Below are 18,356 nucleotides of genomic sequence, written 5' to 3' on the forward strand. Positions count from 1 at the left end.
TGGGGCAGGCAGTACCTATGGAGAGCAGGTGGGCGTTTTTCTGGCGTCGCGTTATTTCCACGGTTTTATTGGCGGGTTTGTGCAGTTTTGCCCCGTTGGCATCCGCTAGTTCTTCCCTTGTAGCAGAGCCTGGGCAGGCAAGTCCTGCCGAGGGCTATGTGGCGACCGCCACGTGCCTCGGTTGCCATCAAACCGAAGCGGCGCAATGGAAAGATTCTGATCACGGCTGGGCGATGCGTGATGCCAGTGCCAGCAATGTGTTGGGCAATTTCAACAACGCCCGTTTCGATGAAGCGGGGGTCAAGGCGCGTTTCTTTCGCAAGAACCAGGGTTTCTTCGTCAATATCGAAGGCGAGGATGGCAAGCTGGCCGACTTCGAAATTCGCCAAACCTTTGGCCATTACCCGCTGCAGCAATACCTGGTTTCGCTGCCACGCGGGCGTTTGCAGGCCTTGACCATTGCCTGGGACAGCCGTGCCAAGGCGCAAGGCGGACAACGCTGGTTTTCCCTGTATCCCGGGCAACGCTTTGCGCCCAACGACCCTTTGCACTGGACCGGCCGCTATCAGAACTGGAACGGCATGTGCGCCGACTGCCACTCCACTCGCCTGTTGAAAAACTACAACGACCAGGACGACAGTTTCGCTACGACCTGGCAGGAGAAAAACGTCGGTTGCCAGAGCTGTCATGGGCCCGGCAAAGCCCATGTCGACTGGGCGAAGATAGCAAAGCCCGGTGAGGTGCCTGGTCCTGCCAAGGACCTTGGCTTGGCGGTGGACTACAAGGCGCTGGGGAGCCAGGGGCAGGTCGAGCAATGCGCTTTCTGCCACAGCCGGCGGCAAACCCTGGGCGTCGGCCAGTTACCCGGGCATCCACAACTGGACCAGAGCCTGCCGGCCACCCTGCGCAGCGGCCTGTACCATGCAGACGGCCAGATCGACGGCGAAGTCTATGAATATGGCTCATTCACCCAAAGCAAAATGTACGCCGCCGGGGTGGGTTGCAGCGATTGCCACAATCCTCACACTGCCAAGGTGAAAATCGAGGGTAACGGCCTGTGCCTGCAGTGCCACAACGATCAGCCGCCATCGCAGCGCTTTCCAAGCCTGCAGGCCAAGAACTACGACAGTGAAGCGCACCATCACCACAAAGCGGGCACACCGGGGGCGCAATGCGTCGAGTGCCACATGCCAACCAAGACCTATATGGTGGTCGATCCACGGCGTGATCACAGCTTGCGTATCCCGCGCCCGGATTTGGCCAGTAAGACTGCCAGTCCCGACGCGTGTACCCGTTGTCACCAGGGGCAGACGCCGGAATGGGCCGCTAGCGCTATTGATGGCTGGTTCGGCGCGCGCAAGCGTCCTGCGCATTATGGTGAGAGCTTTCACGCGGTGCGCAGCGGTGAAGGCGTGGCGCTCAGTCAGCTTGGCGCCATTCTGGCCGACCCGGGCAAACCTGCCATCGTGCGCGCCACCGCTGCCGAGCAGATGGCCGACCTTGGCCCGCAGTCGATAATCAGCCTTGGCTGGGCATTGAAGGACAGCAGCCCATTGGTGCGAGCCTATGCGATCTCCGGTTTCGCCAGTGTACCTGCGGCGCAGCGCCTGCAGCCGCTACTGCCTTTGCTTCAGGACCCAACCCTGGCGGTACGCGATGAAGCGCTCCGGGTACTTGCCGATGTACCGGCGGACCAACTGCCCGAGCAGGTGCGGGACAGCTTCAAGGGCGCGCTGGACAATTACGAGCAGCGCCTGCGCAGCAATGCCGACTTGCCTGGTGGGCGTCTGAATCTTGCCGTGTTGTTGAGTCGCCAAGGCCGCGACGGCGAGGCAATGGAGCAGTATCGCCAGGCGTTGCGGATCGACCCGTATTTCGTTCCGGCGCGGGTCAATCTGGTCACCATGGTCAGCGCTGCGCAGCAACTCGACGAAGCAGAACAACTGCTGCGCGACGGCGTTGCCCTGGACAAGATGCCTGCCGTTGACCATGGCAACCTGGCCTACATGCTGGCGCTGTTGCTGGTCGAGCGGGGCAAGCAAGACGAAGCGTTGCAGTGGATGGAGACCGCGGCCCAGGCGTTACCGGGCAACTCGCGGATTCGCTACAACCAGGGCCTGTTGCTGTCGCGACTCAACCGCCGTGACGAGGCGGTCAGCGCATTGCGCAGTGGCCTGCAGCAGTCGCCGGATGACCCCGACCTGCTGTACTCGCTGATTTACCTGCATGCCTTGGCCGGTGAGCGAAGCGATGCCTTCGAGTACGTCAAACGCATGCGTCAGGTGGCGCCCGATGATCCGCGGCTGCAGGCGATCGAGCCATATTGGAAGACTCAGTAGGCCAAACATTCGGACCACAACTGGCGCCAGCGAAAGCGGCTGCTAGATTTACCCCATCGCTGCGCTGACAAGGAGTGTGCCCGTGACCATACGCGAGGAAATAGCTGCCCTGGAGGCCAGAGTCGCCGAGCAGGTATTAGGTCAGGCCGAGACCATTCGCCATGTGTTGCTGGGCTTGCTGGCCAATGGGCACGTGCTGCTGGAAAGCCTGCCGGGGCTGGCCAAGACCCGTACGGTGAAGGCACTGGCCACGCACCTGGACGCAAAAATGCGGCGTATCCAGTTCACCCCGGACCTGTTGCCCTCGGACATTACCGGTGGCGAAATTCTCCAGCAGACTGCCGAAGGCAACCAGATCAAGTTCCAGCCGGGACCGCTGTTTGGCAACGTGATTCTCGCCGACGAAATCAACCGCGCGCCGGCCAAGGTCCAGGCCGCTTTGCTTGAAGCGATGGAGGAGAGGCAGATTACCGTCGCCGGGCAGAGCTATGCCATGCCGCCGCTGTTCATGGTCATGGCCACCCAGAACCCCATCGAGCAGGAAGGCACCTACCCGCTGCCCGAAGCGCAGATGGACCGTTTCCTGATGAAATTGCAGTTGGACTACCCCCGCGTCGAAGACGAAGCGTTGGTCTTGCGCCTGGTGCGCCGCGAGGAGCAGCAGGGGCGCGACAGCGTGCAGGCGCCTGAGCAACTGGCCCAGGAGGTAGTGTTTGCCGCGCGGGCCGAAGTCGCCGGGGTGCATGTTTCAGAAGCCATAGACCGTTACGTGGTCGACTTGGTCAACGCCACCCGCCATGCGCATGACTATGATCCCGATCTGGCACGCTGGATCCGCATCGGCGCCAGTCCACGTGGGGGCATCAGCCTCGACCGCGTGGCACGTGCGCATGCCTGGCTTGCCGGCAGTGACTTCGTCTCCCCGGACGACGTGCGTGCGGTGGCTCATCCGGTTCTACGCCATCGATTGCAACTCTCCTACGACGCCATTGCCGAGGCGGTGACTGCCGATCAGGTGATCGATCGGCTGCTTGATCGTGTAGCGATCCCAGCCTGAGCCATGCCAATGCCAACTGTCGATACCTTGCCGGCCGACGGCTTCGTCTATGCATCGCTGGCGCAATTGATGGCGCTGGAGCATCGGGTCGGCGGCCTGAGCTTTGTTTCCAGGCAGCCGCTGTCGAGTATTCTTGCCGGTGGTCATGCCTCGCGCCTGCGCGGACGCGGCCTGAGCTTCGATGAACTGCGCCGTTATATTCCCGGAGACGACCTTCGCCATCTGGACTGGCGCGCCTCGCTGCGCTACGGCAAGCCCTTTGTGCGCACATTCACTGAGGAACGTGACCGTCCAACCTGGCTGCTGGTAGACCAGCGCATGAACATGTTCTTCGGTTCGCAGCGCGCCTTCAAGTCGGTGGTGGCGGCAGAGTTGGCGGCGCTGTCGGCATGGATGGCGTTTCATGCCGGTGATCGGGTCGGGGGCCTGGTGTTCGACGACCAGGGCATCCGCCAAGTACGTCCATTGCGTAGCCGCAGTCGCATAGAAGCGTTATGCGCGCAGATCATTCGCAGCAATCGGGCATTGTCTGCGACCGGGCCGGATAGCGAGAACGAGTTGCAACTGGACGCCGCCTTGCGCAGTTGCATCGCCTTGGCCGGGCATGATGCGCTGGTGTGCATCATCAGCGACTTTGCCGGGGTGTCGGCGCAGACCTTACAGCTGTTGCGCCAGCTCAGCGCGCACAATGATGTGATCGCCATGCAGGTCTACGACCCACTGGCGTTGCGCCTGCCGGAGCAGGGACGCATTACCGTGACCCAGGGCGAATTGCAAGTGGAGCTGCAGGTAGACCGCCGCCAGGTCAACCGGCCGCTGACCGAGTTTCTCGGCGGACGCCTGCAGGAAGTCGCCGAACTGCTGCGGCGCAGCCAGATCCCGGTGCTGATGATCAGTACCGGCGAAGAACCCTTGCTGCAGGTGCGCCGCGAACTGGGGCGCTTGTCTGGGGCCGCGCGGTGAGTACCGCCGTGGTGCCGTCGATTGACCAGTTGCAGGAACTGCCACTGGGCACGCCACCGTTCAGTTACGCACCGCAGACCTGGGGCTGGTGGGTGTTGCTGGCGTTGTTGCTGACCGCTGTGGCCGGTTGGGTAGCATGGCGCTGGTGGCGTTGGCAGCGCGATCGCTATCGGCGCGAAGCGCTGGCGCAATTCGATGAGTTGACCCAGCAACTGGCTGATCCGCAATTGCGTTTGCAAGCACTGCGCGCAGTGCCAGCGTTGCTCAAGCGCGTTGCCCTGTCGATGACCGACGCGCCGCCCGTGGCAGCGCTGGGTGGGGCGCAGTGGCAGGCGTTTCTGCTGCAGCGAGCGCGTACACCGTTGCCTGAGCAGTTCGGCGCTCAACTGCAGACGCTGGCGTACGCGCCGCAGGCCCAGGTGCTGAATATTCCGGAGCAGGAACTGCGCCTGTTGCTCGCCCATAGCCGACAATGGATCGAGACTCACCATGTGGCAGTTTGACTATCCCTGGGCGCTGTTGCTGCTGCCAGCGGCGTGGTTTGCCTGGCGCTACCTCAGTGAATACCGCGAGGCGCGCAGCGCAGTGCGGGTGCCGTTCTTCGCGGCCATGAGTCGCGCCGCCGGGTTGAAGCCCCAGGCCGACGGTGGGGGCAGTCGCTGGCAACTGTGGTTGAACCTGTTGGTCTGGGCACTGCTGGTGGCGGCATGCGCGCGTCCGGTGTGGGTCGAAAAAGCCATTGAGCATGCGCAACCGGTGCGCGACATGATGCTCGCCCTGGACATTTCCCAGTCCATGGAAACCCTCGACTATACCGATGCCGCAGGCACCCGTACCGACCGCCTGAGCGTGGTCAAGGATGTGGTGCGTGATTTCGTTGCACAGCGCAAGGATGACCGCATTGGTCTAATCGTGTTCGGAACCGGCGCCTACCCGCAGGCACCGCTTACCTTGGACCATGCCAGCCTGCAAGTGCTGTTGAATGAGGTGGGGATCGGCATGGCCGGGCCCAACACCGCATTGGGCGATGCTATCGGCCTGGCAATCAAGCTGTTTGCCAAGGCGCACGAACAACAGAAAGTGCTGATCCTGCTGACCGATGGCAACGACACCAGCAGTGCCATCACGCCGGCGCACGCGGCACGTTTGGCCAAGGCACAGGGTATCGTGATTCACACCATCGGTATCGGTGACCCCGAGGCCAGTGGTGACGCCAAGGTTGACCTGCAGGTACTCAAGGCTATCGCCGAGGAAACCGGGGGACGGTTTTTCCGCGCCGAGGACCGCAATGCCTTGCAGCAGGTTTACGCAACGCTCGACAGGATCACCCCGCATCAGGTGAAAACCCTGCGCCACCAACCCAAGCGCGACCTTTTCTGGTTGCCGTTGGGCGTTGCATTGGCGCTGTTGACGGTCACCCATGTTGTTGCAGCGTTGTATGGGCGGCTGCCACACCGGGGTTTGAAGTCGTTGTCAGAAGGGGGCCGGGATGGACATCGACCTTAGCGCCTTTCATTTCCTGCGCCCGCTATGGCTGCTGCTGATCGTGCCAGCAGTGCTGCTGCCCTGGCTGTGGACACGCCGTCATGACCTCAAGCGTCAATTGGACGGCTTGATTGCACCGCACCTGATCACCGCGCTGGTGATCACCCCTCCGGTGCGCTCCAAGGTTCACCCGGTGCACCTGCTTGCATTGATTCTGGGCCTGGGCGCGGTGGCTGCTGCAGGACCGACCTGGACCGAGGATCGGCCTGATTTTGTCGACAACCGCGCACCGTTGATTCTCGCCTTCGACCTGTCACCGTCGATGGACGCCGACGATGTGCCGCCCTCGCGACTGGCAGCCGCCAAACACAAGATGCACGACCTGCTGACCCGCCGTGCCGGGGCCCGCACGGCGCTGATTGCCTATGCCGGCAGCGCCCATCTGGTACTTCCAGCTACCGAGGATCCAAGTCTGCTGGACAGCTTTCTGCAGGCGCTGGCCACCGGGTTGATGGATCGTCCCGGCAAGGATGTGCTGGGTGTAATCGAGCAGGCCAGGGCCCTGCTGGCTGCCGAAAAGCTGCCCGGGACTTTGGTGCTGATCACCGATGGCGCCGATACCCAGCAGTTCGCGGCCATCACCGCGGCCATCAAGGGCAGCGACTTGCAAGTACTGGTACTGGCGGTGGGGAGTCAGGACGGGGGCGTGCTGCACGATAAACAAGGGCGGCCGCGCATCGGTAACGATGGCCGCCCGCTGCTGGCAAGCTTCGATGCCGAGGGCCTCAAAGGTCTGGCCAAGGCCGCCAACGCGCCGTTGGGCAGCTTGACCCTCAACGATGACGATCTTGATTGGATAACCTTGCATGCGCAGCAGCATTTCCAGGCAGTCCAGGACCAAGGCCAGGAAGTGCACTGGAAGGACGCCGGTTATTGGCTGTGCTGGCCGTTGGCCCTGATTGCATGGTGCTGCATTCGCCGTGGCTGGCGAGTGCACTGGTTGGCCGTGCTGCTGATGGTATCAGCCGGCATAACCCCGCAAGCAGCCCGTGCAGGAGCGCTTGCCGATGCATTTTTTAGCGCCGACCAGCAAGGGCGCTGGGCCTTCGAGCATGGTCATTACGCCGAGGCAGCCGCACATTTCCAGGATCCGTACTGGCGCGCCGTGGCGGCCTACAGCGCGGCCGACTATAAAGTGGCGCTGGGCGAATTTGCCCGCCTGGACACGGCAGCCGCCTATTTCTACCTGGGTAATATCTACGTCCACCTGTTCAAGTTCCCGCAAGCGATAGCCGCCTACCAACAGGCATTGCAACGCCAGAAGGACTTCCCGCAGGCCACGGCGAACCTCGCCCTGGCCCAGGCGCTGCAGAAGGACTATGACGATCAGCAGCAGGCCGGCACCCCCGATGAGAAAGCCGACAAGGTGGTCGAGGACCAGACGTCCAGCAAAGGTGGCAAGGACAAGCAGCAGACCACTGCCCAGGCGGCTTCCGATGAACTTTGGCTGAACAACTTGAGCACGTCACCGGCACAGTTCCTCAGGCGCAAGTTTTCGCTGCAGGATGCCGCCCGCCAGTCCCCAGCAGGAACAACACCATGAAGCGCCTGGCCTGCCTGTTGCTGATCTGCATGCCATGGTTTGCCGTGGCCGATCCCGATGTGCGCATCCAAAGTCGTCTGTTGCCCGAGGGTGATCCGCTGGTGGGGGCGACCGTCAGCCTGGAGGTCGATCTGCTGGTCGACACCTGGTACACCGCAGCGCCGGTGCTGGCAAAACTGGAGCTGGCAGATGCAGTGGTCACGCCGCCCACTGGTGAAGCCGAACACCTGAACCAGAAGATCGATGGCAAGACCTTCTTTGGCCTGCGCTACACCTACCAGATCACGGCGCAAGCTGCACGGCAGTTCACAATTCCGGCGCTGCCGTTCGTGGTTCAGCCAGGGCAGGGCAGTGGCCCGGTAACCCTCACCAGCCAGCCACTGAGCTTTACCGCCCGGGCCCTGGCCGGGGGCGGCAATCAGCAGCAGTTGGTAGCGCGCAACGTAACCTTTACCCAGGTGCTGCAACGCTCTCATGAGCCCCTGCGGGTCGGCGACAGCATCACCCGGCAACTTACCCTGCAGGCTGAAGGTGCCCAGGCGATGCTGATGCCAGCACCGCAATTTGTCGAAGTAGAAGGTTTCAAACGCTACCTGCAACCACCTGCGGTCAAGGCGCTCAATGATGGACGAGGGGGTACATCAGGCGGCGTGCGTGAGGACACAGCAATCTATGTAGTAACGCGAGCAGGACCGCTCAGCCTCCCGGCCATCGAACTGAGGTGGTGGGATTACGCAGGCCAAGCGCACAGCGTTGCAGTGGAGGCGGTGTCGTTCGATACAGTTCAGGCGCAGTACAACACACCCTTTTCCATCAGCGACGACCTACGCGCGCTTGGCCAGCAGGCGCACATTCGTCTCAGCGCCCATTGGTTTCTGCTTACGGTTGTGCTGGTGGCGCTAGCCTTGCTGGCGACCCTTGGCCGGCGCTGGTGGCGACCGCTTCGGGACGGCTTGCGTGCCTGGCAGAACAAGCGTCGCAGCGAGCGCCTGGCCTCAGCTGACTATGCCTGGAAACAACTGGGCAAGCAGTTGCACAGTCAGCCACCACGGCTGGACGCGTTGTACCTGTGGGTACGCCGCAGCAGCGGCAAACGGACACTGCGCACATTTTATGAACTTTTTTCCGACGCCGCCGATTTTCGTTCACTAGACTTGCTCGAAACCCGCTACAGCCGGGCATCGGCAAGCGCCGAAGTGCCTGCGGGCTTGCTGAAAAACCTGGGCCAATTGCGCCAGCGGTTGAAACGCAACAGCGCCACCGATGCAAGGAAAGGTTTGAAACCACTGAATCCCTGACTGCCTGCTGCAGTCATCCAGAGGCGAACTATGCAAAGGCTATCTCGGCTGTACGGGTTGTTTGCGCTGCTGATGCTGGCGCCGCTGCTTGGCGTCGCCGCAGAGCCGCTGCCGTCCTGGTACGACGGCGCCTCGCGACAGGCGATCGTACGATTTGTTACTGCCGTGACCGAGGTCGGTGGCAAGGACTATGTGGCACAACCCGAACGCATCGCAGTGTTTGATAACGACGGTACCCTGTGGAGCGAGCAACCGATGTACTTCGAGGTGTTGTTTGCCCTGGACGAGGTTCGGCGCCTGGCCCCGCAACACCCGGAGTGGAAAACTCAGCAACCGTTCAAGGCAGTGCTTGCCGGAGACCAGAAAGCCCTGGCCGCCACTGGCATGGATGGCCTGCTGAAAATCGTCGCCGCGACTCACTCAGATGTCAGCACCGAGCAGTTCATCGCCCGTACGCGCCAATGGCTGGCCAGCGCCGTGCACCCGAAAACGGGTAAGCCCTATACCGAAATGGTTTTCCAGCCAATGCTCGAGCTACTTGATTACCTGCGCGCCAATGGTTTCAAAACCTACATCGTTTCGGGCGGTGAGGTTGCCTTCATGCGTGCCTTTGCCGAGGAAGTCTACGGCATACCCCCGGAGCAGGTTATCGGCACGACACTTGAGGCGCGCTTCCAGGACACCGGCGGCAAGTATTCGATCGTTCGTTCGCCGAAGTTGCTGCACAACGATGATGGCCCCGGAAAACCGGTGAGTATTGATTCGATCATCGGTCGGCGGCCGATCCTGGCTTTCGGCAATTCCGATGGTGACTTGCAGATGCTGCAGTGGACCACCGCCGGCAACGGCCTGCGCTTTGCAGGCTTGGTGCATCACACCGATGCCCGGCGCGAATGGGCCTATGACCGCCAGAGTAAGGTCGGACGCCTGGACAAGGCCCTGACTGCTGCCAGGGACAACGGCTGGACCGTAGTCGACATGGCTCGTGAGTGGCAGCGCATCTACCCCTTTGACAGCAATAAAGACCAGTGAACGAGAACCCGCAGGCACACAGGGAACCAGTCAGGTAGTCGGCCTCACGTGTACGTAGTCGTGGCACATGCCAGTAACGTGAAACGGAGCAATGGCCTTATGAATCCGAGTAGAGGGTGGTTAACGACAATGACCTTCGCCGCCACCGTGGCGATGGGCATCAACGTGGCTCATGCAGCAGATAAACCCAACATCCTGGTGATTTTCGGCGATGACATTGGGCAAACCAACATCAGTGCCTACAGCAATGGCGTGGTGGGCTACCAGACGCCCAACATCGACCGTATCGCCAAAGAAGGCATGATGTTCACCGATTATTACGCGGAGAACAGTTGCACTGCCGGGCGCTCGACCTTCATTACTGGTCAGGCGGCGCTGCGTACCGGTTTGTCGAAGGTTGGCGTACCCGGCGCTTCGGTAGGCTTGCAGGCGCGCGACGTAACCATTGCCCAGGCCCTGAAGTCGCACGGGTATGCGACAGGGCAGTTTGGCAAGAACCACTTGGGTGATCGCGACGAATACCTGCCAACCAACCATGGCTTCGATGAGTTCTTCGGCAACCTCTATCACCTCAATGCCGAAGAGGAGCCGGAACGTCCCTATTGGCCCAAGGATGATGCAGCGTTTCTCAAGGCTGCCACACCGCGTGGGGTGATCAAATCCAGTGCCGACGGTAAGGTCGAGGACACCGGCTCGCTCAACAAGAAACGCATGGAAACGATCGATGACGAGACCACTCAGGCCGCCATCGACTTTATCGACAAGCAGGTCAAGGCCGATAAGCCATTCTTTGTCTGGATGAACACCACCCGCATGCATGCCTTCACTCATGTGCGTGAATCCATGCAGGGGCAAAGCGGCATGCTCGGCAACGAGTACGCCGACGGCATGCTCGAACACGACGGCGACGTTGGCAAATTGCTCAAGAAGCTCGATGACTTGAAGATTACCGACAACACCATTGTGGTTTACACCACCGACAACGGGCCTAACCAATGGTCCTGGCCGGATGCTGCGACCACACCGTTTCGCAACGAGAAAAACTCCAACTGGGAGGGCGCTTATCGGGTTCCCGCATTGGTTCGCTGGCCTGGCAAGATTAAGGCAGACACGGTGACGACTCAGATGTTCTCCGGGTTGGACTGGTTTCCGACCTTACTCGCGGCAGCGGGTGACACTGACATCAAGGATCGCTTGCTTAAAGGCGCTGATGTTGGCGGCAAGAACTTCAAGGTGCACCTGGACGGCTACAACCAGTTGGACTTCCTCACTGGCAAGGCTGACAAGAGCGCGCGCAACGAGTTCTACTACTTCAACGACGATGGCGAGCTGGTCGCCATGCGCATGAACGATTGGAAAGTGGTATACGCCGAGCAGCGTGCACCTGGCGGCTTCAAGGTGTGGAGCGAGCCGTTTACCTCCTTGAGGGTACCCAAGCTGTTCAACCTGCGCATGGATCCCTATGAGCGGGCCGATGTGGTCTCTGACCAGTATTACGACTGGTTGACCAAGAACGATTACTTGCTTTTCGAAGCCACTATGAAGGCCGGAGCCTTCCTGGAAACCTTCGTTGATTACCCACCAAGCCAACGCCCGGCGAGCTTTAGCATCGACCAGATTCGTGCCGATGTTGACCGCAGGATCGATGAGAAAATGAAGAAGTAAACCGTGCACCAGCGCCCGTCCCCGACGGGCGCTTCCTTTTTCGTGACTCGGGCGCGGCGGCCACGGCCAGCTGACCGCCCGATAAGGTTGATCGATGCGTTCAGCTGTCAGTCCCTCGCGCGTTCGCACTGCTACCCCGCAAGCGGCAAGCCGCGAGCATCGCCTACAAATGCTGATACCGGCCGCGTTATTGTTCGTCTCCGGCACGGCGGCGCTGGTGTACCAGGTACTGTGGGTGAAGCAATTGTCACTGGTGGTGGGGGTGGAGGTGTACGCCATCACCACCGGGATCAGTGCCTTTTTCATCGGCCTGGCCTTGGGCGGCCTGCTGTTCGGTCGCTGGACGGACCGCCTACAGCGTCCGGTCGGGCTCTATGCCATGCTGGAACTGGGTGTAGCGGTGTTGGGTGTGCTGGCGACATTGGCACTGGCCAACAGCGCCGGACTGTTCGCCCGGCTTGAAGCCAGCGTCGGGCTATTGGCCTGGTTTGTGCCCTTTCTGTTAGTGGGTATTCCTGCTTTTTTCATGGGCGGCACGCTGCCGGTGCTGATGCGCGCCCTGACCCCTGCCCAGGGGCAGATGGCCGAGGCCGGTGGGCGCCTGTATGCGGCCAATACCGCGGGGGCAATCTGCGGCACGTTACTGACAGCGTTCGTGCTGCTGGCCAATGTTGGTGTAACCGGCAGCGCGCTGATTGCCGCAGTACTCAATCTGCTGGCAGCGGCTGGCGCCTGGCTCTACCGCCGTCGCGACCAGCAACTGCCCGTTGAAACACAGCGCCCGGCCATGCCGCGTACCTCTGCGGCGCGCCTGGCCATTGCCCTGTACTGCGTGGCGGGTGGTGTTGCGCTTGGCTATGAAGTGGTGTGGACCCAGTCCATCGTGCAGTTCATGAGCACCCGCGCTTTCGCCTTCGCCGTGGTGCTGGCGACCTACCTGACCGGTTTGGTCATTGGCAGCGCTATTTATGCCCGGCGCGCCGACCGGATTCGTGATCCATGGGGACTGTTCGGCCTGTTGATTGCCTTGGCCGGTTTGCTTGCGCTGGTATTGGTTGCTGGGCTGGGGCGCTGGCTGATCTTCGCTCAGACCGAAGTGGAGGCGTTCGTCCTGCACCTGACCGGCAATGAACTGGCGGGCATGTCAGCGCGGTTTGCCACGGCAGCGGTGTGTGTGGTGTTTCTGCCTACCACCTTGTTGGGCGCGGCGTTTCCCCTGGCCCTGCGCCTGGCGGTCGACAGCGGCCAGGTCGGCCGGGATGTCGGTACGGTGGTCGCACTCAATACATTGGGCGGTATCGCCGGCGTCGTGCTGGTGGGTTTTGTGCTGGTGCCGGAACTGGGGCTGGTTCGCACCCTGGTGGTACTGGCGTTGATTGCTGCGGCAACCGGCTGCATTGCCATGTGGCGCGGTCGCGCGCAGCACAAGGGCCTGCGTGCGGCTATCCTCGGCGTAAGCCTGGCAACTCTTGCGGTCGGCGTGCTGACGCCGCCGCAGCGGCTTGCCGAACTGATGCCAGGGGCGCGCAATGGCACCCTCACATTCTATGAAGAGGGCCGGGGCGGCACCGTCGCTGTGGTCTCTCAGCAACGTCAAGGGCGCAGCTTCAACCGCCTGTACATTCAAGGTGTGTCCAATACCGGCGACGCCATGCCGTCGTTGCGCTACATGCGGTTGCAGGCGTTGCTGCCGCTGCTGATACACAACGGCGAGCCCCAGTCGGCCATGGTCATCGGTTTTGGTACCGGGATCACCGCTGGCGCCATGCTGCAGTTTCCCGGGCTGCAGCGTCCGGTGGTCGCCGAGCTGTTACCGCAAGTGCTGCAGGCCGCACCGTTGTTCAACGGTAACTTCGCAGCGAGCAACGACCCGCGCCTGGACATCCGCCTGCGTGATGGTCGGCGCGAACTGCTGCGCAGCGACGAACGTTATGACCTAATCACCCTGGAGCCGCCACCGCCGTCGGCGAGCGGCGTGGTCAATTTATATTCGCGGGACTTCTATCAGTTGGCTGCCTCGCGGCTGGAGAGCAATGGCATTGTCGCCCAGTGGTTGCCGCTGCCGACCCAGAACGTTGACGACAGCCGCTCGCTGGTGCGCAGCTTTCTTGACGTATTCCCGTATGCCAGCCTGTGGACCACCGAGTTCCACGAAACCCTGTTGATCGGCTCGCTGCAGCCGCTGGCCCTGGACGTTGAACGGATCAGCCAGCGCTTTGCCCAACCGCACGTGGCGGCGGCGCTGGCCGAAGTCGGGGTGCCAACAGTCGAAGCCTTGCTCGCCACCTGGCTGACCGACCGCCAGGGCTTGCAGCACTTTGCCGGTGATGCCCCAGCGGTCACCGACGACCTGCCGCGAATCGAATACGCGCCCTGGGTCCGTTCGCGAGAAATCACCCGGGTGCTGCCGCCATTACTGGCATTGAGGACGTCGCCGCCGCTGCAACACACCGACCAAGCCCAGCGCTTAGCCGTGGAGCAGCAGTGGAGGCTGTTGCGCCAGTTCTACGGCTTGACCCTGATGGCTTATGGCGGTGACCGCCAGGGCTGGGCGCGGGAAGTACCGCAGTTGATGCAAAAGGCTCCAGATAATCCGTATTTCCGCTGGTTTTTTACCAACAGCCAGTGAGTAGGCCGGCGCCAGCAGATCAGCCTTCCGGCCATATCAGCCGAACCGCTTCGCCATCGGTTCGATAGGCATGGCAGGTCCCAATCACCCAGGGTCTTGGCACGGGAGCGCTAGAGTTATTGGCATGTTTCTGCTGTTGGGCTTGGTGCTGAAAGAAAAAGGTGGTCTGGAAAGCGGTGGTCGCCATCGGACCCAGCAGTTCGGTCAAGTGGGTACAACCCAGGCTGGCCCCCACTCGCTGGAACACCTGTTTTTTAAAACCAGACCCAATCTTCAGGCCGATCAGTTGCGTGTAGCTCGCATTGATTTGCGCGCAGTAAGGTGTGGGCCCTGCTTCGGTAAAAGCTTCAACGTCATGAATAACCAGATCCAGGTCGATGACTAGGCGCAGGCGCATCTGATGGATCGGTTCACCCGCACGCACATACTTGAAAAACATATCGCTGTCGTCGGTCTTGATGTCTTGCAAGCGACCTTCAATTTCGTACAGACCATCGCTTCGGACATAGCCGTTACAGGTTACTTGTCGCGAGTGCAGCAATCGGCGGCTGGTACGTTCATCGGTGTGGCGTGGCATACCCTTTACCTTTTCTGGCTAAAAGAGAATTACAGCGGCAATGCTTGATTTTCGGTGGGCTGCGGGTTGAAAGAACACCACCTTTCATGGGTTGGAGGCAGGGTTCGGCAAATCACTTAATCTGCCATCTGTTTGCGCGACGTACTGCCCAAATCAGGCAAAAACAAGAAAGGAGAGCGTCCATGTTGTCGGGTATCAAGGTTGTTGAAATCTGTGGAATTGGCCCCGGGCCATTTTGTGCCATGCACTTGGCCGACCTTGGGGCGGATGTCATCGCTGTCGAGCGCGCCGACCAGGGGGCGAACGCCAGGACCAACTTGATCAATCGTGGCAAACGCTCCGTCAGCGCCGACCTGAAATCAGCTGAAGGTCGCGAGCTGGTGCTGCGTCTGATCGAAGATGCCGATGTTTTGATCGAAGGCATGCGTCCCGGCGTTATGGAACGCCTGGGGCTTGGGCCCGAGGTGTGTCAGGCACGTAATCCGCGTCTGGTGTTTGGCCGTATGACGGGTTGGGGTCAGAGCGGGCCGATGGCTCAGGCGGCTGGTCATGACAACAACTACATTGCGCTATCCGGTGCACTGTTTCATAACGGCACATCGAGCGAACCACCGAGTACCGCGATCACGCTGCTCGGTGATATCGGCGGTGGTGCGTTGTACCTGGCGGTGGGGCTGTTGGCTGGGGTGCTGCGGGCACGTCAGACCGGGCAGGGCACTGTGGTAGATGCAGCGATTCTCGACGGTTCGGCGCATATGATGCAGTTGATGCTGTCTACCCGGAACGCCGGGTTCTTCGGCGAGGGCTTCCAACGCGGCAACAACCTGCATGACAGCTCACACTTCTATTCGACTTACCGTTGCGCTGATGGCGAGTTCATCACGCTAGGTTCCATCGAGCCGCAGTTCTATACACTCTTGCTCGAAAAATTGGGCCTGGCGGACGACCCACGTTTTGCCCGACAGTGGGGCAGCAGCAAGTGGCACGAAATGCATCAGCACTTCGCTGAACTGTTTGAGTCGCGCACCCGTGCGCAATGGTGCGAGGTGTTGGAGTACTCCGATGCTTGTTTTGCGCCGGTACTGAGCCCGGATGAGGCTGCGCAACACCCTCATAACGTCGCTCGCCAGTTGTACTTTGAGCGCGATGAACTGTTGCAAACGGTGGCTGCACCGCGGTTTGATAACAAGGTGGTGATTCCAGGACCAATCCCTGGCTTTGGTGAGCACACCGAACAAGTTCAGGCAGCGCTAGAAGACGCTACTGCATCGGTATGGCGTTGACAGGTCAAACCACAAATAGCAAGCCGGTCGCTTTCGCGTACCGGCTTTTTTTAGCGTTGGCGACGGCTGGTGGCCTGCTCTTGGCGAAACCGGGCAAATACTTGAGGCATTTCATCCGAGCGGGCGGCTAGCGCCTGGCTGCGGTTTTCAAGCTCGATAGCGGCCTGCAGCGAAGGCGCATCAACGTTCATTTGCAAGCCTTGTTTGGTCAAACGCATGGCAAATGCTGAGTTGCGGGCTATCTCGCGGGCAACCTCATAGGCACAACCAAGCAGTTCTTCGGCGGCAACCACTCGATTGGTCAGGCCGATGCGTGCAGCCGCCTGGGCGTCGATGATGCGCCCGGTAAGCATCAATTCACTGGCATGAGCCATGCCAATGATACGTGGCAGCAACCAGGACATACCGACATCGCAGGCCGACAGTCCCAGGCGGGTGAACGCGACGCCAAAACGGGCCTGTTCGCTGGCGATACGAATATCGGCTGCCAACGCCAGCGCCAGTCCGCCACCGGTGGCGGCGCCATTGACCGCGGCGACGACTGGTTTGGGCAAAAGGCGCAATGCATAGACAGTGCTGCCGGCCAGCTCCTGAATCTTCATATACGCCTCGATACTCAACTGCGACAGCCTTCCCGCCACTTCAAGATCGAGGCCTGCGCAGAAGCCACGACCCGCACCGGTCAGGATCAAAGCGCGTACCTCGGGGTCCGTTTCGGCGACGAGGGCGAGTTGTTTGAGTTCGTGGAACATATCCAGATCAATAGCGTTGAGGCTTTCAGGCCGAGCCAGGGTGACCAGGGCGATGCCGTCGGCATCTGGTCCAGCAATGTGTAGGCGCGTGAAAGGCATACGGGCGAGTGAATCGCTCATGGCGGTACTCCGAGGAAGATGTGTATGGGCAGGGCGTCAGCAGCTTGTCCAGTAGCCATCGGTGCAGGCTCGCGCACCGATGGCCATGAACGTCAGAACGTCAGTTGATCTGTTCGATGTCGTTGAGAACCCAACTGCGGTCCTTGATGGCCTGCTCAGGACCATAGATTCTGAACAAAGTGAAAAAACGTTGGCCAGCCTGGGTGCTGATCCAATTACTTTCCTGTCCGGGAGGTGGTTCTGGGGCAAAGTACAGGTCTACGGTACCGTCGGCATTGCGCTTGAGCTTTTTGTCATAGGAGTCCAGACCGACTACCGGCGCCTTGCGGATGAAACCGCCAGTGCTGGCATCATAGGCATCCACCGACCAGAATTCCTTGGCGGGCGCATTGGCAGGGATACGCAGACGGTAGCGTTTGCTTCCGTCCAGTAGCTGACCTGCACCGGTCTCATAGCTTTTCATGTAGACGTGTGGTGTTGGTGGCACAACAGGGCCAAACATCGCGAACCAGGCAAAGGCACGTTCATCGAGCAGTAGATCTTGATCTGGCAGCACGAAGGTTACCCCGGACGCTAAGCTGGTTTTCGGATCGGCCAATGTGCGCCATTTCCGTTGTCCGCTCCAGATGGCCAGCCCAGACTGTTCGTAACCTGTCATCAGGTAGGCTTGAGCCTGCTTGGCTGCCGTGTCGAGCAACTTGCGCTGTTGAGGGTCAGGGTTGAAGTGCAGCGTTTTACCGATACCGAGCGTACGAAACTGCCCCATGATGGCCACATCACGTTCCTGCATTGGCTCCTCGATGACCATCGTCGCGAGCGAGTCATACAGGCTGTCATCAAATTTGGGCAGTGCATCGTAGACCTTGTCCGCCATGTCGATGAAGCGGCCTGATGAGGAACTACCAGTCCCCCCCAGAGGGTAGACCTTCATGTTTTTCAGATAATCGACACCGTGCGCCAGGTCCTTCTCGCCACCCGACCTGGTTATTACCCGCAGCAGACTGTAGTTGTTGAAGGTCTTGCTCTGTACTGGAACATAGCCTGCTGGTACCTGCCCGCTATAGCCCGGTGGCAGTACCAGGTATCGTCCACCTTTGCCTTGGTCCTGGCCCTTGTTACCGACGTTGACCATCGGTGTGGTCCAGGCGTCGATCAGCGTTCCATACAAACCTGCCTCCTGCGTCGCAGGAATATCAACGACCACAGGTCCGTCCTTGAGGTTGATGAAGAACATCACATACAAGGTGGAGTGGTTAGGAGTAGCGGTCTGGTTGCGCCAATCTGAAGGGCGCGACCAGTACATGATGTCGTTGTATTGGGCGCCAGCATCGCGAAAATAGGCCTGGCGCATGGCGTTGAAATTCAACAAGGGCATACCCCATAACGCTGCTTCCATCGCACGGCTTTCCATTACCCGTGTGGTGATTTGCGATTGGCTGGCAGCGGCCGGGGCCTTTTGAAACATAATAACCAGCAAGGCAAGCAGTACCAGGACCGTCGCCGTTGTCGGACGGTTCAAGCCAAAATGATGTCTCATGAGCAATCCTTTATGT

Annotated in this window: 14 protein-coding genes; 11 read left to right on the plus strand and 3 right to left on the minus strand. The window is 60.6% G+C overall.

The window, feature by feature from the left end:
- Positions 1–17 precede the first annotated feature (17 nt).
- From V0R60_RS00740 to V0R60_RS00785, 10 genes are all read left to right on the plus strand, one after another.
- On the plus strand, positions 18–2,339 hold the full coding sequence (locus V0R60_RS00740) for a tetratricopeptide repeat protein (RefSeq protein ID WP_330078671.1): 2,322 nt from the start codon (positions 18–20) through the stop codon (positions 2,337–2,339).
- Positions 2,340–2,421: 82 nt separating this feature from the next.
- Entirely contained in the window at positions 2,422–3,396 is a 975-nt protein-coding gene (locus tag V0R60_RS00745; protein ID WP_136476402.1) for an AAA family ATPase, read from the plus strand.
- 9 nt (positions 3,397–3,405) lie between these two features.
- On the plus strand, positions 3,406–4,359 hold the full coding sequence (locus V0R60_RS00750) for a DUF58 domain-containing protein (protein WP_330078670.1): 954 nt from the start codon (positions 3,406–3,408) through the stop codon (positions 4,357–4,359).
- A complete protein-coding gene (locus tag V0R60_RS00755) occupies positions 4,356–4,862 on the plus strand; it encodes a DUF4381 domain-containing protein (protein ID WP_203541448.1) in 507 nt (168 codons plus the stop codon). The genes V0R60_RS00750 and V0R60_RS00755 overlap by 4 nt, the downstream gene beginning before the upstream one ends.
- Positions 4,849–5,865: a vWA domain-containing protein gene (locus tag V0R60_RS00760; RefSeq protein WP_330078669.1), complete on the plus strand. Its 1,017-nt coding sequence runs from the start codon at positions 4,849–4,851 to the stop codon at positions 5,863–5,865. The genes V0R60_RS00755 and V0R60_RS00760 overlap by 14 nt, the downstream gene beginning before the upstream one ends.
- Positions 5,849–7,447: a VWA domain-containing protein gene (locus tag V0R60_RS00765; protein ID WP_330078668.1), complete on the plus strand. Its 1,599-nt coding sequence runs from the start codon at positions 5,849–5,851 to the stop codon at positions 7,445–7,447. The genes V0R60_RS00760 and V0R60_RS00765 overlap by 17 nt, the downstream gene beginning before the upstream one ends.
- The gene (locus V0R60_RS00770; RefSeq protein ID WP_330078667.1) at positions 7,444–8,745 is read left to right on the plus strand and encodes a BatD family protein; all 1,302 of its coding nucleotides are present in this window, start codon (positions 7,444–7,446) and stop codon (positions 8,743–8,745) included. The genes V0R60_RS00765 and V0R60_RS00770 overlap by 4 nt, the downstream gene beginning before the upstream one ends.
- 30 nt (positions 8,746–8,775) lie before the next feature.
- A complete protein-coding gene (locus V0R60_RS00775) occupies positions 8,776–9,777 on the plus strand; it encodes an HAD family hydrolase (protein WP_330078666.1) in 1,002 nt (333 codons plus the stop codon).
- Positions 9,778–9,876: 99 nt separating this feature from the next.
- Positions 9,877–11,442, plus strand: a complete 1,566-nt coding sequence (locus tag V0R60_RS00780) for an arylsulfatase (RefSeq protein ID WP_136476389.1) — start codon at positions 9,877–9,879, stop codon at positions 11,440–11,442.
- Positions 11,443–11,536: 94 nt separating this feature from the next.
- Complete coding sequence (locus V0R60_RS00785; RefSeq protein ID WP_375547252.1) at positions 11,537–14,071, plus strand: spermidine synthase; 2,535 nt, start codon at positions 11,537–11,539, stop codon at positions 14,069–14,071.
- 19 nt (positions 14,072–14,090) lie between these two features.
- Here V0R60_RS00785 and V0R60_RS00790 read toward each other — a convergent pair whose 3' ends face one another.
- Positions 14,091–14,648: a DUF2889 domain-containing protein gene (locus V0R60_RS00790; protein WP_330078665.1), complete on the minus strand. Its 558-nt coding sequence runs from the start codon at positions 14,646–14,648 to the stop codon at positions 14,091–14,093.
- A 182-nt stretch (positions 14,649–14,830) separates the two neighbouring features.
- Between V0R60_RS00790 and V0R60_RS00795 the strand changes: the two genes are divergently transcribed.
- Positions 14,831–15,931 carry a CaiB/BaiF CoA transferase family protein gene (locus V0R60_RS00795; RefSeq protein ID WP_330078664.1) on the plus strand — a complete coding sequence of 367 codons (1,101 nt, stop codon included), beginning with the start codon at positions 14,831–14,833 and terminating at the stop codon, positions 15,929–15,931.
- 50 nt (positions 15,932–15,981) lie between these two features.
- Here V0R60_RS00795 and V0R60_RS00800 read toward each other — a convergent pair whose 3' ends face one another.
- Both V0R60_RS00800 and V0R60_RS00805 read right to left on the minus strand, forming a co-directional pair.
- On the minus strand, positions 15,982–16,803 hold the full coding sequence (locus tag V0R60_RS00800) for an enoyl-CoA hydratase/isomerase family protein (protein ID WP_330078663.1): 822 nt from the start codon (positions 16,801–16,803) through the stop codon (positions 15,982–15,984).
- A gap of 100 nt (positions 16,804–16,903) precedes the next feature.
- Positions 16,904–18,340, minus strand: coding sequence for a DUF1254 domain-containing protein (locus V0R60_RS00805; RefSeq protein ID WP_330078662.1), 1,437 nt, complete (start codon positions 18,338–18,340; stop codon positions 16,904–16,906).
- Positions 18,341–18,356: the final 16 nt, after the last annotated feature.

It is taken from the genome of Pseudomonas auratipiscis (assembly GCF_036324085.1).
Classification (GTDB): domain Bacteria; phylum Pseudomonadota; class Gammaproteobacteria; order Pseudomonadales; family Pseudomonadaceae; genus Aquipseudomonas; species Aquipseudomonas auratipiscis.